Genomic DNA, 25,276 nt, shown 5'->3' on the forward strand with positions numbered 1-25,276 from the left:
GCCCCGCGCAGCAGTGGACCGGACGCGCCGGCCCAGCCGGTGGCTGCCCAGACCGCCGCCCGTCCCGGCCTGCTGCCCGCCGGCTCGCTGGCCCGCCATCTGGTGGTGCGCCTGCTGCCCGCCATTCTTCTCCTGGTGCTGCTGGACCTGGCGGCCACCTGGGTGATCACCCACAAAATCGATCTTGCCATCTGGATGCTGGAAGATTTCTTCTGGCTGATGGTGCTCGGCCAGGTCATCCTCATGGTGGCGTTCGCCTGGGTGGTGGTGCACGGGGTGCGCTCCGGCCTGCGCTCGGTGAACCTGCTTTCCGAAGAGATCAGCCAGCGTTCCATCGACGACATGCAGCCGCTGGAAGTGGCGGGCGTGCCCGCGGAAATGGAACCCCTGGTCCTGCACACCAATGACCTGCTGGCACGCCTGGATTCCTCCCTGGCGGCCCAGCGGCGTTTCATCGGCCATGCGGCCCATCAGCTGCGCACGCCCCTGAGCGGCCTGCGCCTGGAATCCGAATTGATGCTGTCGCGGCCGCTGCCCGACGACGTGCGCGCCCGCGCCGAACGAATCAAGGCGGTCAGCGACCGCATGATCCGCCTGGGCCAGCAATTGCTGGTGCTGGCGCGAGCCGATCCCAATGCGCGGCCGCAGGACAGCTTCCAGCGGGTGGACCTGTGCGACTGGGTACGCGCCAGCGGCGCCGAGTGGATACCGCGCACGCGGGCTGCCCAGGTCCAATTGGACCTGGTCGCGCCGGACGAGCCGGTGTGGATCGACGCCGATCCCCTGCTGCTGGACGAACTGCTGGGCAACCTCATCGACAATGCCATGCGCTACGGCAATCCCGGTGGCTGCATTACCCTGCACGTGGGCAGCAATCCTCCCTCGTTGACAGTGATGGACGATGGACCGGGGATCCCGGCCGAGGACCAGGATCGCGTGTTCGAGGCCTTCTACCGTTCGCCGTCGGCGACGGCGGGCGGCTCCGGACTGGGATTGGCCATCGTGCGTGAGATCGCCCACGCGCACGGCGCGTGGTGGAAGCTCACCAGCCGGCCTGAGTACCCGGGCACCCGCCTGACGGTGGTGTTTCCCGGCCCGCGCAAGGGGGCGCAATTGACCCGACACGATAAACAAGTATGACTTCAAGCACCGCAACCGTGGACAAGGGCCCGATGGCGCACGCGCCATCCTCCAAGGCCGCGCTGATCATGGGCGCGCTGGGCGTGGTGTACGGGGATATCGGCACCAGTCCGCTGTATACCTTGCGGGCCTGCCTGACGGGCTATGGCGACCTGCAGCCGGGCCACGTCCTGGGCGTGCTCTCCATCCTGTTCTGGATGCTGATGCTGGTGGTCTCGTTCAAGTACGTGACGCTGGTGCTGCGCGCGGACAACCGCGGCGAGGGCGGTACGCTGGCCCTGCTGGAGCTGGCCATCCGCGGGCGCACCGGCCGCGTGCGCGTCCTGCTCATCATGCTGGCGATTTTCGGCGCCGCCCTGTTCTACGGCGACAGCATGATCACCCCCGCGATTTCCGTGCTGTCCGCGCTGGAAGGCATCAGCGTGGTGTCGCATCGCTTCGAGCACTGGGTCGTGCCGCTATCCATGATCGTGCTGATCGCGCTGTTCGTCATCCAGTCGCGCGGCACCGGCACGGTCGGCAAGCTGTTCGGCCCCATCATGGCCTTGTGGTTCGGCACGCTGGCGGTCGTCGGCGGCTGGCAGATCTGGCAGACGCCCGCCATCCTGGAGGCGCTGGACCCGATCTGGGCCGTGCGCTTCGTCATCGAGTCGCCCGGGGCCAGCTTCGTGCTGCTGGGCTCCGTGGTGCTGGCCTTGACGGGCGCCGAGGCGCTCTACGCGGACATGGGCCACTTCGGCCGCAGCCCCATTCGCCGCGCCTGGTTCTGGATGGTGCTGCCGTCGCTGGCGCTGTGCTATTTCGGCCAGGGCGCGCTGCTGCTGCGCGATCCGGGCGCGATCAAGAACCCGTTTTTCCTGATGGCGCCGGACTGGTTCGTGGCGCCCCTGGTCGCGCTGGCCACCGTCGCCACCGTGGTGGCGTCCCAGGCCGTGATCTCGGGCGCGTATTCCATGACGCGGCAGGCCGTGCAACTGGGCTACTGGCCGCGCATGGAGATCCTGCATACCTCGGCCGTGGAAAAGGGCCAGATCTACCTGCCCCAGGTCAACGCGCTGCTGCTGGCGGCGGTGATGGTGCTGGTGCTGGTGTTCCGCAGTTCGGACAACCTGGCGGCCGCGTATGGGTTCGCGGTCACGGGAACGATGCTGACCACGTCGGTGCTGCTGTTTTCGCTGACCATGCGCCTGAACGCGGGCGCCAAGCGCGTCATGTGGTCGGTGGTGCTGGGCTTCCTGCTGGTGTTCGACCTGCTGCTGTTCTCGGCCAACGCCCTTAAGGTGCATGAAGGGGGCTGGCTGCCGCTGCTGGTCGGCATCGTCGTGTTCACCCTGATGATCACCTGGCGGCGCGGCCGCTACCTGCTGGGCGAGTTGCAGCAGCGCGATCGCCAGCCGCTGAAGGAATTCATGGAGCAGCTCGAAGCCTATCCGCCGGCGCGGGTGCATGGCACGGCCATCTTCATGACCATGAGCCCCGGCTTCGTGCCGCCGGCCCTGCTGCATAACCTCAAGCACAACAAGGTGCTGCACGATCATGTGCTGTTCTTCACCATCCGCAGCGCCGACGTGCCGTATGTGCTGGCCGAGGAGCGTTTCACGGTGGCCAAGTTGAGCGCGTCCAGCTGGCAGGCCGTGGTGACCTACGGCTTCAAGGAAGAACCGGACGTGCCGGAAGTGCTGCGCGAGATCGCCGAGGCCTATCCGGAGCTGGACCTGGAGCCGATGCGCACGTCCTTCTACCTGTCGCGCCAGACGGTGGTGTCGGCGCGCCGCCCGGCCATGCGGCGCTGGCGGCGCGCGCTGTTCGCCTTCATGGCGCGCAATTCCACGCGCAGCACCAAGTTCTTCAAGATCCCGCCCAATCGCGTGGTGGAAATGGGGATGCAGGTGGAGTTGTAGGAGGGCGGCAGGGCGGGCGGGAACCCAAGGGCAAGCGTCGACTTTCGTCCCGCGAAAATTTGCTGCGCCGCAACTTTACCGGTGTTCCCCCGGTCTCTATCTTTGGGTCGTGTTCAGCATGAGACCAGGCCAACGCCATGTCGTCGCAGGACCCGACCATCGTATCCGCCACGAAGAAGACATGCCGCGTGCTGGCGGCGCTGTCGGATCGCCGGCTTTGCCGGCTTACCGATATCGCGCGCAATGCCGCCCTGGACATGTCGACCACGCTCCGCATCCTGAAGGAGCTGGAATCCGAAGGTTTCGTGGAACGAGACCCCGTAAGCAAGGAATACATGCTGGGCCCGCAGGTCTACGCCCTGCATCACGCCATGGTGGCCGGACTGGACGTGCGCAGCCTTGCGCGCCCGGCCCTGATCCGGCTGGCACGCCGCTTCGGCGATACGGTGATCCTGTCCGTGCCGATGGGCTGGGAGTCCGTTTGCCTGGACCTGTGCTTTGGCGACTACCCCATCCGCGCCAATTACCTTGAAGTCGGCAGCCGCCGGCCGCTGGGCGTGGGCGCGGGCAGCCTGGCGCTGTATTCCGTGCTCGCGGAGAACGAGCAGCGCACGGTGCTGCCCATGGTCCACCAGCGCCTGACGGCGCGCTATCCCCGTTTTTCGGCGCCGGCGCTGGACGCCGCCGCGCAGCGCGCGCGCGAACGGGGCCATGCCATGCTGCTGGATGTCGTGCAGGAGAAAATGGGCGGCCTGGGCGTGGCGGTGCGTGGTCCCGATGGACGCGCCATCGCCGCGTTGAGCGTGGCCGCGCTGAACGAACGCATCGAATCGCGCGAGGGCGAACTTGCCCAGGCCCTGGCGGTCGAGGCCCGGCAGATCGAACAAGCCTGGATGCCCCATGCCTGACCGCCGCCATCCATACCTGCTGGCCGCGGCGGGCACGCCCTTCGGACGCCTGGAGGGCAGCAGCGCGCTGGACCTGATGGCGCAAGCCGCCAACGCGGCGATCGCCCGCGCGGGCATTGCGCGGGCGGATATCGACGGCGTGCTGTGCGGCTACGCCACGACTTATCCGCATTTGATGCTGGCGACCTTGCTCGGCGAGAAGCTGGGACTGGACCCACGCTACGCGCACGGCATCCAGATGGGCGGCGCGACGGGCGCGGCGATGGTGATGCTGGCGGGGGAACTGCTGCGCGGCGGCGTGTGCCGCCGCGTGCTGGTGGTGGCCGGGGAGAACCGGCTGACCGGGCAGGCGAGGGATACGTCCATCCAGACCCTGGCCCAGGTGGGGGAGCCGGACACCGAAGTGCCGAATGGCGCGTCGGTGCCGGCCTATTACGCGCTGCTCGCATCGGCCTATATGGCCTGCACAGGAACGCGGCGCGAGGACCTGGCGGAGTTTGCCGTGCTGATGCGCCGCAATGCGGCGATGCATCCCCGCGCGCATCTGCGGGAGCCGATCGACGTGCGCCAGGTGCTGGAAGCGCGGCCCATCGCCACGCCGCTGCATCTGCTGGATTGCTGTCCCATTTCGGATGGCGCCGTGGCGCTGGTGCTGTCCACCGATGACGGCCCGGTGCGGCTGGCGGGCGCCGGCCAGGCGCATCGCCACCAGCACCTGTCGGCCTTGCGCGACGTGCTGGACACGGGCGCGGCGCGCGCCGCGCAGCGCGCCATGGCGCAGGCCGGCGTGACGCGCGGGCAGATCGATTACCTGGCCATCTACGATTCCTTCACCATCACCTTGGCCATGTTGCTGGAGGAGCTCGGCCATGCGCCGCGAGGCGGCGCCGCGGCGCGCTTGCGACACGGGGATTACGATCCGGACGGCGTGCTGCCGCTGAACACGCACGGCGGCTTGCTGTCCTTCGGCCATTCCGGCGTGGCGGGCGGGTTGTCCCATGTCGCCGAGGCATGGGAGCAACTGGCCGGCGTGGCCGGACAACGTCAGATCGGCCGGCGCCGGCGCGCGCTGGTGCATGCCGACGGCGGCGTGCTGTCGGCCCATGTCAGCCTGGTGCTGGAAGCGGAGGCGGCATGACGGCGCGGCATCCTCTCGATATCCAGCGTTGCGCGGATTGCGGCACGTGGTGGGCGCTGCGGCCCTATGCCTGCGCCGCTTGCGGCGGCACCACGCTGGCCTGGGCGCGCGCCTCCGGCGACGGCGTGGTGACCGCCTGCAGCGTGGTGCATCGCGCGCCGGACGCCGCCTGGCGCGAGCGCCTGCCCTATGCATTGGTGCTGGTGCGCTTGCGCGAGGGCCCCGTCCTGATGGGGCATGCCGCGCCCGGCCTGGCCGTGGGCGATCCGGTGCGCGCCGAGACCTGGGCGCATGGGCAACACCTGCTGCTCCGTTTCGAGGCGCGCCGGCCGCCCTGATGCGCCGCCGGTAATCCACTGCTGGTCCATTCAAGAACATAACGTCCCCATGAGGACGGAGGAGACACGCATGCCTGCAATTTCGATATGGCGGGCGGCCTCGGCCGTGTTCGCCCTGGCCCTGGCCTCGGCTCTTGCCGTAACCACCGCCTCGGCGGCCACGACCTGGCCGGCCCGCCCCATTACCCTGGTCGTGCCCTATCCGCCGGGAGGGCCGACCGACATCGTGGGCCGCGTCGTGGCGCAAGGGCTGGGCGAAGTGCTGGGGCAGACCATCATCATCGACAACCGCTCGGGCGCCGGCGGCAATATCGGCGCGGAGATGGTGGCCAAGAGCGCGCCCGACGGCTACACGCTGCTGCTGGCGACGACGGCGCATGCCATCAACATGTCGCTGTTCGCCAACCGCACCTACGACACGCAGAAGAGCTTCGCGCCCGTGTCCCTGTTGACCAAGGGACCCCTGGTCATCGTGGCGCGGCCCGACCTGCCGGCGCGCAACGTGGGCGAGCTGATCGCCCTCGCCAAGTCGCGGCCCGGCAAATTGACGTTCGCGTCGTCGGGCAACGGGCAGTCCACCCACCTGGCCGCCGCCTTGTTCAACAGCATGGCCGGCACGCAGATGGTCCATGTGCCGTATCGCGGCAGCGCGCCCGCGCTGACCGACGTGATGGGCGGGCAGACCGACATCATGTTCGACACCATGCTCTCGTCCATGCCGTTCGTGGAGGGCGGCAAGCTGCGCGCGATCGCGGTGACCAGCGCGAAGCGGTCGCCCGCCGCGCCCGAGGTGCCGACGGTCGCCGAATCGGGCCTGGCCGGCTACGAGGCCACGGCATGGAACGGGTTGATGGCGCCGGCCGGCACGCCCGCGCCCGTGGTGCAGCGCCTGAGCGACGCGCTGCGCGTGGTGCTTGGACGTCCGGACGTGCAGGCCAAGTTCTCCGCGCAGGGCTTCGCCGCCGAATGGATGACGCCGCAAGACTTCGGTCGCTTCGTCGGCGACGAGGTGGACAAGTGGGCGGGCGTCGTGCGCGCGTCCGGTGCGACCATCAACTGAACGCAGCTGGGGAACACATGCCTATTCGCAACGATGCCACGCTCAAGCAACTGCTCGATCCGGCCTCCATCGCCATCGTGGGCGCTTCCGATAATCCCGACAAGATCGGCGGGCGCCCCATCCACTACATGCGGCGCCATGGCTATGCGGGTCGGCTTTTCCCCATCAACCCGCAGCGCGCCGAAGTGCAGGACGAACGCTGCTGGCCCGCCTTGAAGGACCTGCCCGCGACACCGGAACTGGCCATCGTCGCGGTTGCCGGCGAGCAGGGCGTGCGAGCGGTGGACGAGTGCGCGGAACTGGGCGTGGGCGCGGCCATCGTCATTTCCGCCGGGTTCGCCGAGACCGGGACCGCCGGGCGCGCGTTGCAGGATGCCATGACCGCGCGGGCCCGGGCGGCCGGCATGCGCATCGTGGGACCGAACTCCCAAGGCTTGGCCAATTTCGGCACCGGTGCGGTGGCGAGCTTTTCCACCATGTTCCTGGAGGTGGCGCCGGCGGATGGTCCGGTCGCCGTCATCAGCCAGAGCGGCGGCATGAGCGCCATGGTCTACGGGCTGCTGCGCCAGCGCGGAATAGGCGTGCGGCATGTGCATGCCACCGGCAACGAAGCGGACGTGACGGTGGCCGATCTGGCTTGCGCCGTATTGCGCGATCCCGAAGTGCGCATCGTATTGCTCTACCTGGAGTCCTTGCGCGAAGCCGGCGTGCTGGCCGAAGCGGCGGCGCTGGCGCGCGAGCGGGGCGTGGCCCTGATCGCGGTGAAGGCGGGCCGTTCCGAGGCTGGCGCGCGCGCCGCCGCCTCGCATACGGGCGCGCTGGCCAACGAGGACCGCGCGGTGGACGCCTACTTTGAACAGCACGCCATCCTGCGCGCCCGCGACCCGCAGGAACTGGTGCGCCACGCGGAACTGGCGCTGCGCGGGCCCCTGCCGCGGGGACCGCGCGTGGTGGTCGTCAGCAATTCCGGAGCCAGTTGCGTGCTGGCCTCCGATGCGGCGCTGGAAAGAGGGCTGGAGATCGCCCCCTTGGGCGCGGCCACGCAAGCCGAACTGGCGCGGCGCCTGCCGGGCTTCGCCACGACGGTGAATCCGGTCGACATCACGGCCGCGCTCCTGTCGAACAATGGCTTGTTTGGGGAAGTGCTGCCCGTGATCGCGCCCGACCCCGCCGCCGACAGTTTTCTTATCGATATCCCGGTCGCCGGACGCGGCTATGACGTGGCGGCGTTCGCGGCCGACACCGCCAGTTTCGCCGCCCGCGCCGGCAAGCCGGTCGCCGTCGTCGCGTGGCAGGAGGCCGTGGCCACGGCCTTCCGCGAACGCGGCGTGGCGGTCTATGCGGACGAACAGCAGGCCTGCGACACCTTGGCCGCGCTCTACCGCTTGCAGCGGCTGCGCGAGCGCCGCGCACGCGGGGCGCGGGCATGGGAACCGGCCGCGGTACCCGGGGATGCGTCCGAGGTGATGCCCGAGGTGATGCCAGCTACCGGCCGCCACTACGGCGCGGGCACCCTCTCCGAAGCGGACAGCCTGGCCGTGCTGGCGCGGCACGGGCTGGCGGTGGCCGAGCACGCGCTCTGCGCGGATGCCGATGCCGCGGTCGCGGCGTGGCGGCGCATTGGCGCCCCCGTGGCTGTGAAGGCCTGCTCGGCCCGCCTGCCTCACAAGTCCGAGCACGGCCTGGTGGCCCTGCGCTTGGACGACGAGGCCGCCGTGCGCGAGGCCGTGACGGGGCAGGCACGGACGCTGGCGCGATTGGGCGTGCACGATGCCGCCTGGATCGTGGCGCGCATGCATGATGGCCTGCACGAATGCGCGCTGGGCGTGCGCAACGACCCGGTGTTCGGTCCGGTCATCCTGGTCGGCGCCGGCGGCAAGTATGTCGAGGCCATCGACGACGTGGCCGTGCTGCTGCCGCCTTTCCATCGGGACGACGTGGCGGCCAAGCTGCGCGGCCTGCGCATCGGCGCCTTGCTGGCGGGCGTGCGCGGCGATCCGCCCGCCGACATCGATGCGCTGGCCGAGCAGGCCGTCCGTCTGGGCCGTTATGCCCAGGCCGCGCAAGACAGCGTGGCCTCGGTCGACATCAATCCGGTGCTGGTCGGCGCGCGGGGGCAGGGCGCCGTGGCATTGGACGCACTGGTCGAACTGGTCGGCGCGTCGCCGGCTTCGGGTTGGGCCGATCAGGGGGCCAAATGATGCCATTGCGGATCCAGGCGCGAGTCCAATCGCTTCTTCGTTCATGTCCAGGCGTGCGCGCGGGTTTGCCTGGCCGCGCGCGGATGCGCGCCGCCACGCTGGCAGCCATGGCAGCCAGCGCGATCACCGCCGCCGCCGCCATCACGGCCATGACGGCCATGGCGCCCGTCCATGCCGCGACGGCATGGCCCGCGCGCCCTATCACCCTGGTCGTGCCGTTCCCGCCAGGCGGCACCACGGATTTGCTGGCCCGCCTGGTAGCGCGCGAGGCCGGAACCCGGTTGGGCCAGGGCATGGTGGTGGAAAACAGGCCGGGCGCCGGCGGCGGCATAGGCGCCGCCGCCGTGGCCCGCGCGGCCCCCGACGGCTACACCCTGTTGATGGGCACCGTCGGCACGCAGGCGACCAACCAGTTCCTCTATGCCAACGTGCACTACGACCCGGCGCGCGACTTCGCGCCGGTGACGCTGGTGGCGAATTCGCCCAATGTCCTGATGGTCAATTCAAAGCTCGGGATCGCCTCCGTGGCGGCGCTGATAGAGCGGGCACGCGCCCAGCCCGGCGTGCTGAACTTCGCGTCGACCAGCCTGGGTGGCACCCCGCATCTGTCGGGCGAGCTATTCGACAGCATGGCCAAGGTGGACATCCGGCATGTGCCCTACAGCGGTTCGGCGCCCGCCATGACGGCGCTGCTGGGCGGACAGGTGCAACTTATGTACGACAACCTGCCCTCCGCCATCAGCCAGATCCGGTCCGGCAGCGTGCGCGCGCTGGGCGTCACCACGCGCGATCGCGTTCCCATGCTGCCCGACGTCCCGACCGTGGCCGAGGCAGGCCTGCCGGGCTACGAGGTGAATTCCTGGTTCGGCCTGCTGGCCCCCGCGGGCACGCCCGACGCGGTGGTGCAGCGCTTGCAGGCGGTGGTGGCCGATGCCATGCGCACCCCCGAAATACGGCGGCAGGTGGAAGCGCTCGGCGCCGTGCCGGTGGCCAACACCCCCGCGGAATACGCCGCCGTCATCCGCCAGGACACCGCCAAGTGGCGCAAGATCATCCAGGACGCCGGCATCCAGCCGCAATGAAAGGAGACACGCATGACGGAAAAAACTGGCAGGCTGCGCATCGGCTCGGGCGCGGGCTGGTGGGGCGACCGCATCGAGCCGGCGCGCTGGAACGCCGAGCGCGGCGCGCTGGATTTCCTTTGCTTCGAGACCATGGCCGAGGCCACGGTGTCGGCGGCCCAGGTTCGCAAGCGGCGCGATCCCGGCTTTCCGGGCTACGACACCTGGCTGGACGATCGCATGCGCGCGGTGCTGCCGCATTGCAAGGCGAACGGTACGCGCATCGTCTCCAACCAGGGGTGGATCAATCCGCTGGCCGCGGCGCGGCGCGTGAGCGAGCTTTGCGCTGAAGCCGGATGGAAGGATGCGCGGGTGGCCGCGATCCACGCCACCGACCTGACCGCCGACATCGCGGCGCGCGGGCTGGCCATCATGGAAAGCGGGGCGCCGGTATCGACGCTGGCCGCCAGCTTGATATCGGCCGAGCCCTATGCCGGCGCCGAAGCCATCGTGCAAGCTTTGGACGAGGGCGCGGATATCGTCATCACCGGCCGCGTGGCCGACCCCTCGCTGTTCCTGGCGCCCATGATGCACCACTACGGCTGGCGGGCCGACGACTGGCAGCGGTTGGGCCAGGGCAGCGGCATCGGCCATTTGCTGGAGTGCGGCGCCCAGGTCACGGGCGGCTATTTCGGCGACCCGGGCTACAAGGACGTGCCGCAGCCGTGGAACCTGGCCTTTCCCTATGCGGACGTCGAGTCCGACGGCACGGCGGAGATCGGCAAGGTCGCGGGCACCGGCGGATGCATAGACCCGCGCACGGTGAAGGAGCAGATGTTCTACGAGGTCCACGATCCGGCGCGCTACATCACGCCGGACGTGGTCGTGGATTTCACCACGGCGCGGCTGGAGCAGGCCGGCGCCGACCGCGTGCGCGTGGCCGGCATGGGCGGGCGTCCCCGCACCGATACGCTGAAGGTGTCCATGGGATGCACGGAGGGCTATATTGGCGAGGACATGTTCTTCTTCGCCGGGCCGGGTTGCCTGGAGAAGGCCAGGCTGGCCGAAACCATCCTGCGCCAACGCCTGGGCGACTTGCAGTTCGAGGACCTGCGCATCGATTTCCTCGGCCTGAACGCGGTGCTGGGCGCGGCTTCGGCGGCGCCGGCCGGGCCGCCGGCGGAGATCGCGCTGCGCATCGCGGCCCGCTGCGCCACGCGCGCCCAGGCCGAACGCGTCGGCCGCGAGGTGGACGGCATGGCGGTTTGCGGCCTGGCCTCCACCGGCAAGCGCGTGCCGCACCAGGACCGGGTGCGCGAGGTGATCGGGTTGTGGTCCACGCTGGTGCCGCGCGACAGCGTGCGCTGCACGGTTCAATTCGTTTGAATGGCAGGGAGACATCATGCAGGTCACTTTGCGGCGCATTGCGCATACGCGGTCGGGCGACAAGGGCAATACCTCGAATATCGCCGTGATCGCCTATGAACCCCAGTTCTATCCCGTCATCAAGCGCGCCCTGACGGTGGCCGCCATGCGTGGCATCTATACGGAGCAGGCCGTGCGCGGCGCCATCTTCCGCTACGAAGTCGACGGACTGGGCGTCCTGAATTTCGTGCTGGAAGGCGCGCTGGGCGGCGGCGTGTCGCGCAGCCTGGCGATCGACAACTACGGCAAGGCCCTGGCCAGCGCGGTGCTGCGCTTCGAGCTGGAGGTGCCCGATGCATGGCGTCCGTTGCTGCGCGGCCCGGCGCCGGACGGGGAGGCGTGATGGCCATGTTCGACGACCTGAAGTCGAAGACCATCCTGGTCACGGGCGCCTACAGCGGTCTGGGCCGCCATTTCGCGACGGTGCTGGCGGCGGCCGGCGCGCGGGTGGCCCTGTGCGGACGCCGCACGGCCCTGGGAGAGGAGGTCGCCGCGGGCCTGCGGGAGGCCGGCGGCCAGGCCGCGGTGATCGCCATGGACGTGACGCGTGCGGACAGCGTGCCGGCCGCATTCGATGCGGCGGCGCAGGCGCTGGGGCCGGTGGATGTCGTGATCAACTGTGCCGGTATCGCCATGACGGCGCCCGCGCTGGAGATCGACGAAGCGGCCTGGACCGGCCTCATCGATGTGAACCTGAACGGCGCGTGGCGGGTGGCTCAGGCCGGCGCGCGGCATTTTCGCGCGCATGAGCGACCAGGCGTCATCGTCAACATCGCCTCTATCCTCGGACGCAGGGTGGCCGCGCAGGTGGCGCCGTATGCCGCGGCCAAGGCCGCGCTCCTGCACCTGACACGCGCGCTGGCCCTGGAATGGGCGCGCCATGGCATCCGCGTCAATGCGCTGGCGCCGGGCTATATCGCCACCGACCTGAATCGCGACTTCTTCGCCTCGCCGGCCGGCGAGGCCCTGATCAAGCGCGTGCCGCAGCGCCGCCTGGGCGAGTTGCAAGACCTCGATGGACCGCTGCTTCTGCTGGCCTCGGACGCGTCGGCCTTCATGACGGGCGCCGTGATCGATGTGGACGGCGGCCATCTGGTCAGTTCGCTTTGAGACCGCGCGAGGGTGCGGGCGCGTTGAACGATGCGCTTTGAAGGATGCCGCTTTGAACGGTGCGTTTTGATTGATCGATCTGGAGATGCACATGGACTTTTCCCTACCCCCGGCGCTGGAGGACTACCGCACCCGCGTGCGTGATTTCGTCGACCGCGAACTCATTCCGCTGGAAGCCGACCGCGCCAACTACGACGCCCACGAGAACATTGCCGAGCACGCCCTGGAGCGCGTGCGCGCCCGTGTGCGCGAGGCCGGCCTGTGGGCCTTGCAGATGCCGCGCGAACGGGGCGGCCAGGGCTTGCCCATGGTGGGACTGGCCGCGTGCTACGAAGAAATGAACCGGTCCATTTTCGGCCCGGTGGCGTTCAACGCGGCCGCCCCGGACGACGGCAATATGCGGGTGTTGTCCCAGGTGGCGCGGCCCGACCAGCAAGACCGTTGGTTGCAGCCCATCATCGACGGCAAGGTGCGTTCGTCCTTTGCCATGACGGAGCCGCATCCCGGCAGTGGTTCCGATCCCTCCATGATGTTGACCACGGCGACCCGCCAGGGCGACAAGTGGATCGTCAACGGCCGCAAGTGGTTCATCACGGGGGCGGGCGTGGCGCGGCATTTCATCCTGATGGCGCGTACGTCCGACGATGCGCGCAAGGGCTTGACGGCCTTCCTCTTTGACGCCAACCAGCCTGGCTGGCGCATCGAAAGACGGATTCCCATCATGGGACCGGAGGAGCACGGCGGCCATTGCGAACTGGTGTTCGACGACCTGGAAATCCCCGATGAGAACCGCTTGATGGGCGTGGGCGATGGCCTGAAGCTGACGCAGATCCGCCTGGGCCCGGCGCGCCTTACGCACTGCATGCGTTGGCTGGGCCTGGCGCGCCGCGCCATGGCGGTGGCCGTCGAGTACGTGGGCCAGCGCGCCAGCTTCGGGCAGACGCTGGCCCAGCGCGAAGGCGTGCAATGGCTGCTGGGCGACGCCGCGATGCAGATCGAGATCGGGCGCCTGCTGACCATGCGGGCGGCGGCCAGGCTGGACCAGGGCGACTATGCCCGCAAGGAAATCTCGATGGCCAAGATCGTCGTGTCCGAAACGCTGCACAAAGTGGTGGATACGGCCTTGCAGCTCAACGGCGCGCGTGGCTATTCCAAGGACACGCCGCTGGAGTGGATCTATCGCTATGCGCGCCAGGCGCGCCTGGTGGACGGCGCGTCGGAGGTGCACAAGATGGTGCTCGCGCGCTACCTGATGGACGAAGGCGACGGCTATTGGCGTTGGGACGAGGCCGGCGCCGGCGCGGCTGGGGGCCAGGCATGAGCAGGCCGGACCGCCATACGCGTGCATCTTCCCCAGGCGAGGAGGTCGGGCAGCGGCAGGACGATAGTCCGGCCAGTGCGCCGGCGTGGCTGCCGGCGTTCTTGGATTATGTCTCCCGCCACGGCCTCGCGGACGCGGCCACCCTGCGACTGCGCCGGCTGTCGGGCGGGCAATCCAATCCGACCTATTTGCTGGAAGACCGCAATGGCTGCCAGGTGCTGCGCAAGCAGCCGCCGGGGCAGCTGCTGCCTTCCGCGCATGCCGTGGACCGCGAGTATCGCGTGATGTCGGCGCTGGCCGATACCGACGTGCCTGTCCCGCCCATGCTGCACTACTGCGACGATCGCGCCGTCATCGGCACGCCTTTCTACCTGATGGGCTACGCGCGTGGACGGGTCTTCCTGGATCCCGCGCTGCCCGGCCTGGCGCCGGACGAACGCCGCGATATCTATCGGGAAGTGGGCCGCGTGCTGGCCGCCCTGCATGACATCGAGCCGGCACGCGTCGGACTGGCGGACTATGGTCGCGCCGGCGCCTACTACGAACGCCAGGTGGCCCGCTGGAGCCGCCAGTATCGCGAGACCGAAACGCAGCGCATCCCGGCCATGGACGCCTTGATCGACTGGCTGCCGCGTCACCTGCCGGCGGAGGAGGGGGCGGCCCTGGTGCATGGCGACTACCGCATCGACAACCTCGTCTTCGATCCCGTGGCGCCGCGCGCCATCGCCTTGCTGGATTGGGAACTGTCCACCTTGGGCCATCCGTTGGCGGACCTGGCCTACCACTGCATGTGCTGGCGCATTCCGCCGTCCTTGTGGCGCGGCATCGCGGGACTGGACCTGGACGCGCTGGGCATTCCCGGCGAAGCGGATTTCGTCGGCGGCTACTGCCGCGCGCGCGGGCTCCAGCCGCCGGCCCATTGGGATTTCTACCTCGCCTACAGCTTCTTCCGTATTGCCGCCATCCTGCAAGGCGTCTACGCACGCAGCCTGGCGGGCAACGCGGCGGCCGACGACGCCCGCGAGATGGGAGCGCGCGTGGCGCCGCTGGCGGAACTGGGGTGGGCGGCGGCCGGGTCGCAGCGCGGGGACGGCGGCGCTTGCACGGAGGTCCATCGCGCCAGTTCCCGCCGTGCGGCCGGTCCCACTGGAGACAAGACATGATCGATGACGACCTGCCGCGCAACCCGGCCAATCACGTTCCGTTGACGCCGCTGGGCTTCTTGCAGTGGGCAGCCAGCGTCTATCCGGACCACCCGGCGCTGGTGCATGGCGCCGACTATCGGCAAAGCTGGAACGAGACCTGGCGCCGCTGCCTGCGCATGGCCGCGGCCTTGCGGGCCTGGGGCGTGGGACGCGGCGATGTGGTCGCCGTGCTGGCGCCCAACATACCCGCGCTGTACGAAGCCCATTTCGGCGTCCCGATGGCGGGCGCGGTGCTCAATGCGCTGAACACCCGGCTCGATGCGTCGTCCCTGGCCTACATCCTGGGGCATGGCGAGGCGTCGGTGCTGCTGTTCGACAGCGAGTACGCCGGCCTGGTCGGCGAAGTGGCCGGATGCCTGGCCAGTCCGCCCCGCCTGGTGCGCATCGAGGACCGCGAGTATCGCGGGGAGCACGGCACGCTGGGCGAGACCGACTACGAGCAATGGCTGGCGCGCGCACCGGCCGACGTCGTGCCGGTCGGTCCCGATGACGAATGGCAGGCCATCTGCCTGAACTACACCTCGGGCACCACCGGCCATCCCAAGGGCGTGGTCTATCACCATCGGGGCGCCTATCTCAACGCGACGGGCAATGTGCTGGCTTGCGGCATGCCGCCCCATGCGGTCTATCTGTGGACCCTGCCCATGTTCCACTGCAACGGCTGGTGCTTTCCGTGGACGCTGGCCGCGCTGGCGGGCACCAGCGTCTGCCTGCGCAAGGTGGAGCCGACCGCCATCTTCGACGCCATCGTCCGCCACCACGTGGGCTTTTTCTGCGCGGCGCCGGTGGTATTGAACATGCTGGTCAACGCCCCGGCGGCGGTGCGCCGGCGCGCCCCGCATCCGGTGCGGGCGATGACGGGCGGGGCCGCGCCACCGGCCGCCGTGATCGAGGCGATGGAAGACCTGGGCATAGGCGTGACCCATCTGTACGGCCTGACGGAGACCTATGGACCGTCGATCAGTTGTGCCTGGCACGATGCCTGGGATGCCTTGCCGCTGGTCGAGCGGGCCGCGCTGAAATCCCGCATCGGCGTGCGCAAGCTGAACGTGGAGGAAGTGCGGGTGGTCGACCCGGCCCTGCGGCCCGTGCCGGCCGATGGCGCCACGCTGGGCGAAATCGTGTTGCGCGGCAATACGCTGATGAAGGGCTACCTGCGCAACCCCGCGGCCACGGCTGACGCTTTCGCCGGCGGCTGGTTTCATTCGGGCGACCTTGGCGTGGTGCATCCCGACGGTTATATCGAGATCAAGGACCGCATCAAGGACATCGTCATTTCGGGCGGCGAGAACATCTCCACCGTGGAAGTGGAGAGCGTGCTGTATCGCCATCCCGACGTGCTGGAGGCCGCGGTGGTGGCGCGGCCGGACGCCGTGTGGGGCGAGACGCCGTGCGCCTTCGTCACGTTGAAGGAGGGCGCCTCCTGCACCGGCGAGGACATCGTCGCCCATTGCCGCAAGCATCTGGCCGCCTTCAAGATCCCTCGTACCGTGGTGTTCGGCGAGATACCCAAGACGGCGACCGGCAAGATCCAGAAGTACCTGCTGCGCGAGACAGCCGCCAGGCTGGACGGCCAGCCCGGCGGCAAGTAGCCTCGAATCGCCGAAAAAAGAAAACGCCCCCGAATGACAAAGGGGGCGTCTTTTTGTCGCGGCGGCAGGCGGCTTACTTGTCCTTGAGCTGCGGCAGGGCGGTGCCCGCGGCAGGCGCCAGCAGGCCCGTCTTGACGTAGGTGATCAGCTTGTCGCGCGTGTCGATGATGTCGAGGTTGCGCATGGTCAGCTGGCCGATGCGATCCTGCGGCGAGAACACCGATTCGCCCTTTTCCATCGTCAGGCGCTCCGGCTTGTAGGTCAGGTTGGCCGATTCCGTATTCAGCAGCGAATAGTCGTTGCCGCGGCGCAGCTCGATGGTGACTTCGCCGGTAATGGCGCGGGCCACCCAACGCTGGGCGGTTTCGCGCAGCATCATCGCTTGCGGGTCGAACCAGCGGCCCTGGTACAGCAGGCGGCCCAGCTTGCGGCCGTTCTCGCGGTACTGTTCGATGGTGTCCTCGTTATGGATGCCGGTGACCAGGCGCTCGTAGGCGATGAACAGCAGCGCCAGCCCCGGGGCTTCGTAGATGCCGCGGCTCTTGGCCTCGATGATGCGGTTTTCGATCTGGTCGCTCATGCCCAGGCCGTGGCGGCCGCCGATGCGGTTGGCTTCCAGCAGCAGTTCGACGAGGTCCTTGTATTCGACGCCGTTAAGGGCGACGGGACGACCTTCCTCGAAGCGCACGCGCACTTCCTCGCGCTTCACTTCGACCTCGTCGCGCCAGAACGCCACGCCCATGATGGGCTGGACGATCTTGATGCCGGAGTTCAGGTGCTCCAGGTCCTTGGCTTCGTGGGTGGCGCCCAGCATGTTGGAATCGGTGGAGTACGCCTTTTCCGCCGACATCTTGTACTCGAAGCCCGACTGGCGCATGTAGGCCGACATCTCGGCGCGGCCGCCCAGTTCGTCGATGAAGGTCTGGTCCAGCCAGGGCTTGTAGATCTTCAGGTCGGGATTGGTGAGCAGGCCGTAGCGGTAGAAGCGCTCGATGTCATTGCCCTTGAAGGTACTGCCGTCGCCCCAGATATTGACGTCGTCTTCCTTCATGGCGGCCACCAGCATGGTGCCGGTGACGGCGCGGCCGAGAGGCGTGGTGTTGAAGTAGGTGACGCCGGCGGTCGAGATATGGAAGGCGCCGCTCTGCAGGGCGGCGATGCCTTCGGCGGCCAACTGCTGGCGGCAGTCGATCAGGCGGGCTTTCTCGGCGCCGTACTGCATGGCGCGGCGGGGAATGTCGTCGTAGTCGGGTTCGTCGGGCTGGCCCAGGTTGGCGGTGTACGCATAGGGCACCGCGCCTTTCTCACGCATCCAGTGGAGCGCGGCGCTGGTGTCGAGGCCGCCGGAGAACGCGATGCCGACCTTTTGGCCGGAGGGGATGTGCTGAAGGATCGTTGCCATTGCGTATCGCTAGGAAAAGGGACGAAACCGTGGATTTTATCGCGTTTGCGGCGCGGGGACAGGCGATCCGCGCGTGGGCATGGAACCCCGGCCCTGAAACAGGGCGACCAGGTCCAGGCCGCGCAGCAGCGCCGCCGTGGCGGTGGCCAGGCGGGTGGCGGGCCGGTGGCGCGGGCTGGCCAGGGCCAGGTCGTTGAGAATGCGCGGCGCCACGATGCCGGCCACGGCCAGGTCCGGCTGCGGTTCCGGGCCGCGCACCGCCGACCGCGGCAGGATGGCGCAGGCGGGACCCTGGTTGGCCAGTTCGACCAGGGTATGCACGGCATCGACCTCGGCGACCACGCGCAAATGCACGCCATGGGCGCGGCAGACGCTTTCCACCAGGGCGCGGATGGCGTTGGGCGCGGAAGGCAGGATCAAGGGATAGTCGCGCAGCTGCGCCACCGACACGCGGGCGGGCAGGTCGGGCCGGTGGCTGCGCGCCGCGGCCAGCACCAGTTCCTCGCGGAACAGCGATTCATACGTCAGCTGAGGGGAGGGCGGCGGGTCGTACAGCATGGCCAGGTCGATGCGGCCGGCCAGCAGCCACTCGCGCACCTGCACGCTGAGGCCTTCCGCCACGGTGATGGAGGCGTCGGGAAAGGCCTGGTGGAAGGCCCGCACCAGCGGCGGCGTCAGGACCAGCGCGATGCGCGGCGGCAGGCCGATGATCAGCTTGCCGCTGGGGATGTCGCCCATGCCCCGCAGGTCCTCCTTGGCGCGCGCGGCCAAGGCCAGCAGCGCGCGTGCATGGTCCAGGAACCGCAGGCCGGCTTCGGTCGGCTCGACGCCGCGACCGTTGCGGTAGAGCAGGTGCTGGCCCAGCTCCTGTTCCAGCAGGCCGACCTGGCGGCTGAGGGAAGGCTGCGACACCGCCAGCTGTCCCGCCGCGCGGGAAAAACTGCGGTTTTCGGCGACGCGGACGAAATATTCGATCTGGCGCAGGTCCATGGTGGGAAGCGGGCGGGTAAAAACGGCAAGCCCAATGATATCGAATTTAGCTATAACAGAAATCCAAGATATAGCGTTGTTTTGGATTCTGCTTTGCCTCACCATGTCGTACCCGTGGCTGGCGCTTCCGCGTCCGCCCCGGTGGCGACGACAGCCACGACGACAACGACAACGAATTCGAGACACGGATCCCATGCCGGATTGCCTGCCCCCGCTGGACGCGCCCTCGCGTCCGCACCATGCGCTGCCGCCGCTGACTTGCGACAGCCATTGCCATATCTTCGGCCCCGCGGACGTTTTTCCGTACGCCGCCCAGCGCTCCTATACGCCGCCCGACGCCCCGTACGAGAAACTGGCTGCCTTGCACCGCCACCTGGGCGTGGAGCGCGCCGTGATCGTGCAGGCTGCCTGCCACGGCGACGACCATTCCGCCTTGCTGGACGCCGTGGCGCGCAGCGAGGGCCGCTATCGCGGCGTCGGCCTGCTGGGCGCCGAGACGACGGACGCGAAAATCGAGGCCTTGCACGCGGGCGGCATCCGCGCCGCGCGCTTCAACTTCGTGGCCCACCTGGGCAAGCCGCCCGCGCCCGATGTCTTCGACCGCATCGCCCGGCAGGTGGCCGCGTTCGGCTGGCATCTCTGCCTGCACGTGGACGGCCCCGCGCTGACCGCGCTGCTGCCCACGCTGCGCCAGCTGCCCTTGCCCTTCGTGGTGGACCACATGGGGCGCGTGCGGGCCGGCGACGGCCTGGACCAGCCTGCCTTCCAGGGCCTGCTGCAACTGGCGGACGTGGCGCAGGCCTGGGTCAAGGTATCGGGCGTGGACCGCATCAGCCTGGGCAAGCGCCCGTATCCGGAAGGCCTGCCTTTCGTAAGCGCGCTGGCGCGCGCCATGCCCGACCGTGTGCTGTGGGGAACCGACTGGCCGCATCCCAACGTGGCGGGCGACATGCCCGACGACGGCGAGCTGGTCGACCTGTTCTTCCAGGCCGTGCCCGACGCGCAGGCGCGCCAGCGCATCCTGGTCGACAACCCGGCCCGCCTGTACGGCTTCTAAGCCCGATACGGCCGTATCGCGGCGCGACAAGAATTCAAAGGAGACTTGCCATGTTCAAACGATTATTCGCCGCCGGCGCGCTCGCCCTGGCCGCTTGCGGCAGCGCCCTGGCCGACGGACCCGTCCGGCTTATCGTGGCCTTTCCGCCGGGCGGCCCGGTGGACCTGGTGGGCCGCGTGCTGGCCGAGCAGCTGACGCGCGAACTGCACCAATCGGTGATCGTCGAAAACAAGCCGGGCGCCAATGGCAATATCGGCGCGGCCTATGTGGCCAAGGGGCCGCGCGACGGCACGGTGCTGTTCCTGACCAGCGTCGGCGCGGTGTCCATCAGCCCGGCGCTTTACCAGAGCCTGCGCTACGATCCGGTGAAGGACTTCGCGCCCGTTTCCCGCGTGGTCAACAACGCGACCGTGCTGGTGGTGAATCCGTCCAACCCGGCCACCGATGCCGCCGATTTCGTCGCGCGGTCCAAAGCCGCGACGCAGCCGGTGGCCATCGGTTCGTCGGGCGTGGGCAGTATCCCGCACCTGGCGCTGGAAATGTTCGCCGACGCCAGCAAGGCGAACGTGCTGCACGTGCCGTACAAGGGCGCCGCGCCGGTGATCAACGACCTGATGGGCAACCAGGTGGCGGGCTTCTTCGGCGACGTACCGGGCTTGATCGCGCACATCCAGGGCGGCAAGCTCAAGGCGCTGGGCGTGGCCGCGCCGGCGCGCCTGGCGGTGCTGCCCAATGTGAAGACGCTGGCCGAACAAGGTATCCCGGGCGTCGAGTCGAATAATTGGTACGGCCTGCTGGCGCCGGCCGGCACGCCGCCCGACATCGTCAATAAACTCAATGCCGCGGTGCGCGCCGCGCTGTCGAACCCGGAGGCCAGCAAGAAGCTGGCAGGCTTCGGCGCCGAGCCCGCGCCGTCCTCGCCGCAGGAACTGGCGGCGCTGATCGCCAGCGATCGCGCCAAGTGGGGCGATCTCATACAACGCAAGCACATCAAGGTGGATTGACACATGTCGGAATCGCACAAGGGACCGCGCGTCGCGCCGGTCGTGCCGGGCACCCGGCCGGAACTGGCCGAGATGGAAGCGCGCATCATGGCCGAGCGCGGCCGCATTTCGCCGCTGTACCAGGTGCTGTTGAACAGCCCGGCGGTGGTGCAGGGCTGGGAGGCCATGCTGACCGCCATCCGCAACCGCATCGGCCTGTCGCCGCGCCTGCGCGAACTGGTCATCCTGCGCGTGGCGGTGCTCAACCGCGCGCCGTATGAATTCGAGGCGCATGTGCCGCATGCCTTGAATTCCGGCATGGACGCCGGCCTGGTCGACGCCTTGCGCACGGACCGCGCGCCCGCGGATATCCCGGGCCTGTCCGCGCAAGAGCGCGACGTCCTGGCGTTCACGGACGCGATGACGCGCGACATCGACGTCAGCGATGCCTGCTACGACGCGCTGGCTCCGACGCTGGGCGAACAGGGAATGGTGGAACTGGCGGCCACGGTGGCCGCCTACAACATGGTGTCGCGCTTCCTGTCCGCGTTGCGGATCGGGCATTGAGGGGAAAGGCAATGATGGAAATACTGCTGCTGCGCCTGCCGGGGCGCAGCCTGGACCAGGCGGACCTGCAGGCCTTGCGCCAGCAGATCGCCATGGATGCCGGCGCGGGCGCGGCGATCGTGCGCGGCTACACGGCGGTGGAGCATGTCGAGACCTATGTATACCTGTCGCCCGACGAGCGGTCCGCCGAGCGCAGCGTGGCCGCCTTGCGCGCCATCACGGGCCGCCTCTATCCACAGGCCGACGCGCGCGCGCTGCGCCTGACGACGGACCGTCCCGGGGCGTCGGCGGGCCTGCCGGCGCCATGGCACTACATTGTCGAGACCGATGTGCTGGCGGACGCGGAACAGGATTTCAATGCCTGGTACGAGGAAGAGCACCTGCCGGGGCTGGCTTCGGTGCCGGGCTCCGTGCGCGCGCGCCGCTATCTGTGCGACGCGGCGCCCCGCTATCACGCCTGCTACGACCTGCATACGCGCGAGACCTTCGGCAGCCCGCCCTGGCTGGCGGTGCGCGCCAGCAGCTGGAGCGACCGTGTACGGCCGTCCTTCCGGAACACCAAGCGGACGATGTTCCGGGCGGTGGAGGAAAGCCGCTAGCAGCGAAGGCAAAGCCCCCAGCGGCAAAATACCGGGCAGCAAAATACCGGGCAGCAAAGCCCCCGGCGGAAAGCCCCTGGCGGCAAGCCCCCTCATGCGGCGCCGGCATCATTGCCGGCGCCGCGCTGCTTTCCGCGTCGTACGCCGGGAAAACCCCGACTATCCAAAAAAAGAGCCTTTCCTCATAATCAAGTAACTTGATTATTGAGAAAGCCGCTTTCGGCCTGGAGCGTATGACCGATACCCGACCCGCCACTCCCGACAGCGCCGCGCTGGAACTGGGAACCCGCATCAAGCACGCCCGCCTGGCGCGCAAGATGACGTTGAAGGATTGCGCGGTCAAGGCGGACTGTTCGGAGAGCCAGGTCTCCAAGGTCGAGCGCGGCCTGGTGGCGCCGTCGCTGGCCATGCTGCACCGCCTGGCGGCGGCCCTGGACACCAATGTTTCCTACCTGATCGGCGAGCGCCCGGCCGCCGGCCCCGTGCTGCGCGCGGGCACCCGCCTGATCTCGCAGTTCGCGCACGGCCAGGGCGGGATCCAGCTGGAGCGCCTGGACAACGCCGAGCGCGGCTCGCTGTTGCAGGCGCACATCCACATCATCCCTCCCGGCGCGCGCAGCGACGGGCAGATCGAACACCTGGGGGAGGAGGTCGGCATCGTGCTGGAGGGCGTGGTGCGGCTCACCCTGGGCGATACGCAATACACCCTGCACGCGGGCGATGCCTTCCATTTCCCCAGCCAGGTTCCGCACGGTTATGAAAACGCCGGGCCGGAGGCAGCCCGTATCTACTGGGTGAACACGCCCGCCACGTTCTAAGGCCGCCGCAGCGCGGCCAGGGCATATCAAGGGGATTTCATGGGTTACAGCTGGCAGTTCCACATCATCGCCACCTATTGGCCGGTGTTCGTGCGCGGGGCGATGGTCACATTGCAGATCACATTGGCGGCCACCTTGCTGGGCCTGCTGATCGGCCTTCCGGCCGGGGTGGCGCGCATGGCGCGTTCGCCGGTCTGGCGCGTGCCGGTCTCGGTCTACGTGGAGTTCTTCCGCGCCACGCCTGCCCTGGTGCAGATCGTCTGGATTTACTACTGCTTTCCGATCCTGTTCGGCTTCCAGCTGGAAGCCAAGACCGCGCTGATCGTGGCGCTGGGCGTGCATTCGGGCGCCTATATCGCCGAGATCGTGCGGGCGGGCGTGAACGCCGTGGACAAGGGGCAGTTCATGGCCGCGCGCTCCATCGGCATGCCTTACCTGATGGCCTTGCGCCGCATCATCCTGCCGCAGGCGTTGCAGAAGATGATCCCGCCTTTCATCAACGAGTTCGCCAATTTGATGAAGCTGTCCACGCTGGGCGCGATGATCGCCGTCTACGAGCTGCTGCAGGAATCGAACAACCTGATCGCCACGACCTACCGGCCGCTGGAAATCTACACCTTCCTGGCGCTGGTGTTCTTCGCGATCACGTTTCCGTGGATATGGATCTCGCGGCGCCTTGAGCACCGCATGCAGCGGCACGCCTGACGCGCCGCGCGACAAGACAAGGGGAAAGCAATGCTCGATATCGAGAACCTGGGCAAGTCCTACGGCAGCCTGGAGGTATTGAAGGACATCAACCTGCGTGTCCACGCCGGCGACGTGGTCGCCATCATCGGGCCCAGCGGGTCGGGCAAGAGCACGCTGCTGAAGTGCATCAATTTCCTGGAGAACTACGACCAGGGCGCCGTGCGCTTCGATGGCCAGCTGGTGGGCTATGCCGAACGCGACGGCAAGCGCGCGCCCGCCAGCGAGCGCAGCGTCAACCAGCTGCGCTCGCAGATGGGCATGGTGTTCCAGAACTTCAATCTCTTTCCGCACATGACCATCCTCGAAAACGTCATCGAGGGACCCACGCAGGTCTTGCGCGTGCCGCGCGACGAGGCGGTCCGGCATGCCGAGACCTTGCTGGCGCGCGTGGGGCTGGCGGAAAAACGCGACGTCAAGCCGACCCGCCTGTCGGGCGGGCAGCAGCAGCGCGCCGCCATCGCCCGCGCGCTGGCCATGAAGCCGCGCCTGATGCTGTTCGATGAACCGACCTCGGCCCTGGACCCCGAACTCGTGGGCGAGGTGCTGTCCGCCATGCGCCAGCTGGCGCAGGAGGGCATGACCATGGTCATCGTCACGCACGAGATGGGCTTCGCGCGGGACGTGGCCAATCGCGTGGTCTTCATGGAGGGCGGCTACATCGTCGAAGAAGGGCCGCCCGACCAGGTTTTCTCCTCCCCCAGCAATGCTCGAACCCGGGAATTCCTCTCCCGCGTCCTGAACTGACCTGGTTGCATTTCGCGCCAGACCGCCGGATGGCGGGGACGGCGCTCGCCTTCACAGTCACCTCACCTAGGAAGCATCATGAAAAAACGCATGTTTTCACTGGCCGCGTGGGGCGCGGCCGCCATCCTCGGCCTGGCCGCCCTGGCCCCCGCCCATGCCGCGGGCGAACTCGAACAAATCAGCAAGCGCGGCGAGTTGCGCATCGGCTACGTTCCGTCGCCGCCCGGAACCGCCAAGGACCCCGTGTCGGGTGAAGTTACCGGCTTCTACGTCGACGCCGCCAAGGCCATCGCCGAGCAGATGGGCGTGAAGCCGGTGTTCATCGAGACCACGTGGGGCAATTTCGTGGCGGGCCTGCAGTCCAACCAGTTCGATATGTCGATCGCCGCGACCTTCGCCACCGTCAAGCGCGCGATGGCGGTGGACTTCAGCAAGCCGCTGGTCTACCTGGGCAGCGTGGCCGTGGTGCGCAAGGACGAGGCGCGCTTCAAGACCGTGCAGGACATGAACGATCCGGCCATCAAGATCGCGGTGGTGCAGGGCACGGCCGCCGAGGACTGGGTGCGCCGCACGATACCCAAGGCCAAGCTGGTGTCGCTGGGCGGCGGCAACCTGACCGCGGGCTTCATGGAAGTCGCGGCCGGCCGCGCCGATGCCAGCTTCGAGGATGGTTTCACGGCCGGGCGCTTCGTCGAGCAGCAGCCGTCCACCAAGGTCCTGTTCGCCGAAAAGCCAGTCTTCTTCCTGCCTGTCGCCTGGACGGTGAAGAAGGGCAATAGCGAACTGCGATCGGTGCTCGACATCGGCCTGGACAACTTGCTGATCTCCGGCCAGTGGGACGCCATGGTGGGCAAGTACCTGGACGGCGGCCGCTACGTCGACCAGCCCAACCTGCGCGCCTTCCCCGCCAAGGCCCAGTAATCCTCCTTTCCTCCATTCCTCCATACACCCGATATCGGCGGATGGCTC

Annotated in this window: 24 protein-coding genes; 22 read left to right on the forward strand and 2 right to left on the reverse strand. The window is 68.5% G+C overall.

All coding sequences use genetic code 11. The features are described 5' to 3' along the window. The first annotated feature begins 114 nt into the window (after positions 1–114). The 14 genes from C7R54_RS07375 (at position 115) to C7R54_RS07440 (ending at position 16,400) form a co-directional block, all read left to right on the forward strand. On the forward strand, positions 115–1,140 hold the full coding sequence (locus tag C7R54_RS07375; protein WP_338026154.1) for a sensor histidine kinase: 1,026 nt from the start codon (positions 115–117) through the stop codon (positions 1,138–1,140). Further along, positions 1,137–3,041 (forward strand): potassium transporter Kup, encoded by a 1,905-nt coding sequence (locus C7R54_RS07380; protein ID WP_129149571.1) that lies wholly within the window; start codon positions 1,137–1,139, stop codon positions 3,039–3,041. Before C7R54_RS07375 ends, C7R54_RS07380 begins: the two co-directional genes overlap by 4 nt. 137 nt (positions 3,042–3,178) lie before the next feature. Next, the gene (locus tag C7R54_RS07385) at positions 3,179–3,949 is read left to right on the forward strand and encodes an IclR family transcriptional regulator (protein WP_129149572.1); all 771 of its coding nucleotides are present in this window, start codon (positions 3,179–3,181) and stop codon (positions 3,947–3,949) included. After that, the gene (locus tag C7R54_RS07390; protein WP_129149573.1) at positions 3,942–5,087 is read left to right on the forward strand and encodes a thiolase family protein; all 1,146 of its coding nucleotides are present in this window, start codon (positions 3,942–3,944) and stop codon (positions 5,085–5,087) included. Before C7R54_RS07385 ends, C7R54_RS07390 begins: the two co-directional genes overlap by 8 nt. Further along, entirely contained in the window at positions 5,084–5,425 is a 342-nt protein-coding gene (locus tag C7R54_RS07395; RefSeq protein WP_129149574.1) for a Zn-ribbon domain-containing OB-fold protein, read from the forward strand. Before C7R54_RS07390 ends, C7R54_RS07395 begins: the two co-directional genes overlap by 4 nt. A 70-nt stretch (positions 5,426–5,495) precedes the next feature. Further along, positions 5,496–6,485, forward strand: coding sequence for a tripartite tricarboxylate transporter substrate binding protein (locus tag C7R54_RS07400; protein WP_129149575.1), 990 nt, complete (start codon positions 5,496–5,498; stop codon positions 6,483–6,485). 17 nt (positions 6,486–6,502) lie between these two features. After that, the gene (locus C7R54_RS07405; protein WP_129149576.1) at positions 6,503–8,686 is read left to right on the forward strand and encodes an acetate--CoA ligase family protein; all 2,184 of its coding nucleotides are present in this window, start codon (positions 6,503–6,505) and stop codon (positions 8,684–8,686) included. Positions 8,687–8,793: 107 nt separating this feature from the next. After that, the gene (locus tag C7R54_RS07410; protein WP_129149577.1) at positions 8,794–9,768 is read left to right on the forward strand and encodes a Bug family tripartite tricarboxylate transporter substrate binding protein; all 975 of its coding nucleotides are present in this window, start codon (positions 8,794–8,796) and stop codon (positions 9,766–9,768) included. Between the two features lie 12 nt (positions 9,769–9,780). Then, the gene (locus C7R54_RS07415) at positions 9,781–11,133 is read left to right on the forward strand and encodes an acyclic terpene utilization AtuA family protein (protein WP_129149578.1); all 1,353 of its coding nucleotides are present in this window, start codon (positions 9,781–9,783) and stop codon (positions 11,131–11,133) included. A gap of 16 nt (positions 11,134–11,149) precedes the next feature. Then, positions 11,150–11,515, forward strand: a complete 366-nt coding sequence (locus C7R54_RS07420; protein ID WP_129149579.1) for an AtuA-related protein — start codon at positions 11,150–11,152, stop codon at positions 11,513–11,515. Between the two features lie 5 nt (positions 11,516–11,520). Beyond that, positions 11,521–12,282, forward strand: a complete 762-nt coding sequence (locus C7R54_RS07425) for an SDR family NAD(P)-dependent oxidoreductase (protein WP_129150368.1) — start codon at positions 11,521–11,523, stop codon at positions 12,280–12,282. A 91-nt stretch (positions 12,283–12,373) separates the two neighbouring features. Beyond that, complete coding sequence (locus C7R54_RS07430) at positions 12,374–13,603, forward strand: acyl-CoA dehydrogenase family protein (protein ID WP_129149580.1); 1,230 nt, start codon at positions 12,374–12,376, stop codon at positions 13,601–13,603. Then, complete coding sequence (locus C7R54_RS07435) at positions 13,600–14,766, forward strand: phosphotransferase (protein WP_129149581.1); 1,167 nt, start codon at positions 13,600–13,602, stop codon at positions 14,764–14,766. The genes C7R54_RS07430 and C7R54_RS07435 overlap by 4 nt, the downstream gene beginning before the upstream one ends. Further along, the gene (locus tag C7R54_RS07440) at positions 14,763–16,400 is read left to right on the forward strand and encodes an acyl-CoA synthetase (RefSeq protein ID WP_129149582.1); all 1,638 of its coding nucleotides are present in this window, start codon (positions 14,763–14,765) and stop codon (positions 16,398–16,400) included. Before C7R54_RS07435 ends, C7R54_RS07440 begins: the two co-directional genes overlap by 4 nt. A 73-nt stretch (positions 16,401–16,473) precedes the next feature. Here the strand turns inward: C7R54_RS07440 and argG are convergent, their stop codons facing one another. Next, positions 16,474–17,802: an argininosuccinate synthase gene (gene argG, locus C7R54_RS07445; RefSeq protein ID WP_129149583.1), complete on the reverse strand. Its 1,329-nt coding sequence runs from the start codon at positions 17,800–17,802 to the stop codon at positions 16,474–16,476. 36 nt (positions 17,803–17,838) lie between these two features. Next, positions 17,839–18,792, reverse strand: coding sequence for a LysR family transcriptional regulator (locus C7R54_RS07450; protein WP_192903612.1), 954 nt, complete (start codon positions 18,790–18,792; stop codon positions 17,839–17,841). A gap of 193 nt (positions 18,793–18,985) precedes the next feature. Between C7R54_RS07450 and C7R54_RS07455 the strand changes: the two genes are divergently transcribed. From C7R54_RS07455 to C7R54_RS07490, 8 genes are all read left to right on the forward strand, one after another. Continuing rightward, positions 18,986–19,849: an amidohydrolase family protein gene (locus C7R54_RS07455; protein WP_129149585.1), complete on the forward strand. Its 864-nt coding sequence runs from the start codon at positions 18,986–18,988 to the stop codon at positions 19,847–19,849. A gap of 50 nt (positions 19,850–19,899) precedes the next feature. Next, positions 19,900–20,853 (forward strand): Bug family tripartite tricarboxylate transporter substrate binding protein, encoded by a 954-nt coding sequence (locus tag C7R54_RS07460; protein WP_129149586.1) that lies wholly within the window; start codon positions 19,900–19,902, stop codon positions 20,851–20,853. Positions 20,854–20,856: 3 nt separating this feature from the next. Next, positions 20,857–21,399 carry a carboxymuconolactone decarboxylase family protein gene (locus C7R54_RS07465; RefSeq protein WP_129149587.1) on the forward strand — a complete coding sequence of 181 codons (543 nt, stop codon included), beginning with the start codon at positions 20,857–20,859 and terminating at the stop codon, positions 21,397–21,399. Positions 21,400–21,410: 11 nt separating this feature from the next. Next, positions 21,411–21,998: a DUF4286 family protein gene (locus C7R54_RS07470; RefSeq protein WP_129149588.1), complete on the forward strand. Its 588-nt coding sequence runs from the start codon at positions 21,411–21,413 to the stop codon at positions 21,996–21,998. 233 nt (positions 21,999–22,231) lie between these two features. Then, entirely contained in the window at positions 22,232–22,816 is a 585-nt protein-coding gene (locus tag C7R54_RS07475; RefSeq protein ID WP_129149589.1) for a cupin domain-containing protein, read from the forward strand. A 39-nt stretch (positions 22,817–22,855) separates the two neighbouring features. Then, a complete protein-coding gene (locus C7R54_RS07480) occupies positions 22,856–23,521 on the forward strand; it encodes an amino acid ABC transporter permease (protein ID WP_129149590.1) in 666 nt (221 codons plus the stop codon). 30 nt (positions 23,522–23,551) lie between these two features. Then, positions 23,552–24,307 carry an amino acid ABC transporter ATP-binding protein gene (locus tag C7R54_RS07485; protein ID WP_129149591.1) on the forward strand — a complete coding sequence of 252 codons (756 nt, stop codon included), beginning with the start codon at positions 23,552–23,554 and terminating at the stop codon, positions 24,305–24,307. Between the two features lie 78 nt (positions 24,308–24,385). Next, a complete protein-coding gene (locus tag C7R54_RS07490; RefSeq protein ID WP_240039429.1) occupies positions 24,386–25,228 on the forward strand; it encodes a substrate-binding periplasmic protein in 843 nt (280 codons plus the stop codon). Positions 25,229–25,276: the final 48 nt, after the last annotated feature.

The organism is Achromobacter aloeverae (assembly GCF_004121055.1).
Classification (GTDB): Bacteria; Pseudomonadota; Gammaproteobacteria; order Burkholderiales; family Burkholderiaceae_B; genus Bordetella_C; species Bordetella_C aloeverae.

Bases quoted from the DNA above. Each gene is read 5' to 3' on its own strand.
- C7R54_RS07460 (WP_129149586.1), top strand. From the start codon at position 19,900: ATGTTCAAACGATTATTCGCCGCCGGCGCGCTCGCCCTGGCCGCTTGC.
- C7R54_RS07465 (WP_129149587.1), top strand. From the start codon at position 20,857: ATGTCGGAATCGCACAAGGGACCGCGCGTCGCGCCGGTCGTGCCGGGC.
- C7R54_RS07415 (WP_129149578.1), top strand. From the start codon at position 9,781: ATGACGGAAAAAACTGGCAGGCTGCGCATCGGCTCGGGCGCGGGCTGG.
- C7R54_RS07475 (WP_129149589.1), top strand. From the start codon at position 22,232: ATGACCGATACCCGACCCGCCACTCCCGACAGCGCCGCGCTGGAACTG.
- C7R54_RS07380 (WP_129149571.1), top strand. From the start codon at position 1,137: ATGACTTCAAGCACCGCAACCGTGGACAAGGGCCCGATGGCGCACGCG.
- C7R54_RS07410 (WP_129149577.1), top strand. From the start codon at position 8,794: ATGGCAGCCAGCGCGATCACCGCCGCCGCCGCCATCACGGCCATGACG.
- argG (WP_129149583.1), bottom strand. From the start codon at position 17,802: ATGGCAACGATCCTTCAGCACATCCCCTCCGGCCAAAAGGTCGGCATC.
- C7R54_RS07455 (WP_129149585.1), top strand. From the start codon at position 18,986: ATGCCGGATTGCCTGCCCCCGCTGGACGCGCCCTCGCGTCCGCACCAT.
- C7R54_RS07470 (WP_129149588.1), top strand. From the start codon at position 21,411: ATGATGGAAATACTGCTGCTGCGCCTGCCGGGGCGCAGCCTGGACCAG.
- C7R54_RS07435 (WP_129149581.1), top strand. From the start codon at position 13,600: ATGAGCAGGCCGGACCGCCATACGCGTGCATCTTCCCCAGGCGAGGAG.
- C7R54_RS07395 (WP_129149574.1), top strand. From the start codon at position 5,084: ATGACGGCGCGGCATCCTCTCGATATCCAGCGTTGCGCGGATTGCGGC.
- C7R54_RS07390 (WP_129149573.1), top strand. From the start codon at position 3,942: ATGCCTGACCGCCGCCATCCATACCTGCTGGCCGCGGCGGGCACGCCC.
- C7R54_RS07425 (WP_129150368.1), top strand. From the start codon at position 11,521: ATGTTCGACGACCTGAAGTCGAAGACCATCCTGGTCACGGGCGCCTAC.
- C7R54_RS07485 (WP_129149591.1), top strand. From the start codon at position 23,552: ATGCTCGATATCGAGAACCTGGGCAAGTCCTACGGCAGCCTGGAGGTA.
- C7R54_RS07430 (WP_129149580.1), top strand. From the start codon at position 12,374: ATGGACTTTTCCCTACCCCCGGCGCTGGAGGACTACCGCACCCGCGTG.
- C7R54_RS07385 (WP_129149572.1), top strand. From the start codon at position 3,179: ATGTCGTCGCAGGACCCGACCATCGTATCCGCCACGAAGAAGACATGC.
- C7R54_RS07420 (WP_129149579.1), top strand. From the start codon at position 11,150: ATGCAGGTCACTTTGCGGCGCATTGCGCATACGCGGTCGGGCGACAAG.
- C7R54_RS07490 (WP_240039429.1), top strand. From the start codon at position 24,386: ATGAAAAAACGCATGTTTTCACTGGCCGCGTGGGGCGCGGCCGCCATC.
- C7R54_RS07440 (WP_129149582.1), top strand. From the start codon at position 14,763: ATGATCGATGACGACCTGCCGCGCAACCCGGCCAATCACGTTCCGTTG.
- C7R54_RS07480 (WP_129149590.1), top strand. From the start codon at position 22,856: ATGGGTTACAGCTGGCAGTTCCACATCATCGCCACCTATTGGCCGGTG.
- C7R54_RS07400 (WP_129149575.1), top strand. From the start codon at position 5,496: ATGCCTGCAATTTCGATATGGCGGGCGGCCTCGGCCGTGTTCGCCCTG.
- C7R54_RS07450 (WP_192903612.1), bottom strand. From the start codon at position 18,792: ATGGACCTGCGCCAGATCGAATATTTCGTCCGCGTCGCCGAAAACCGC.
- C7R54_RS07405 (WP_129149576.1), top strand. From the start codon at position 6,503: ATGCCTATTCGCAACGATGCCACGCTCAAGCAACTGCTCGATCCGGCC.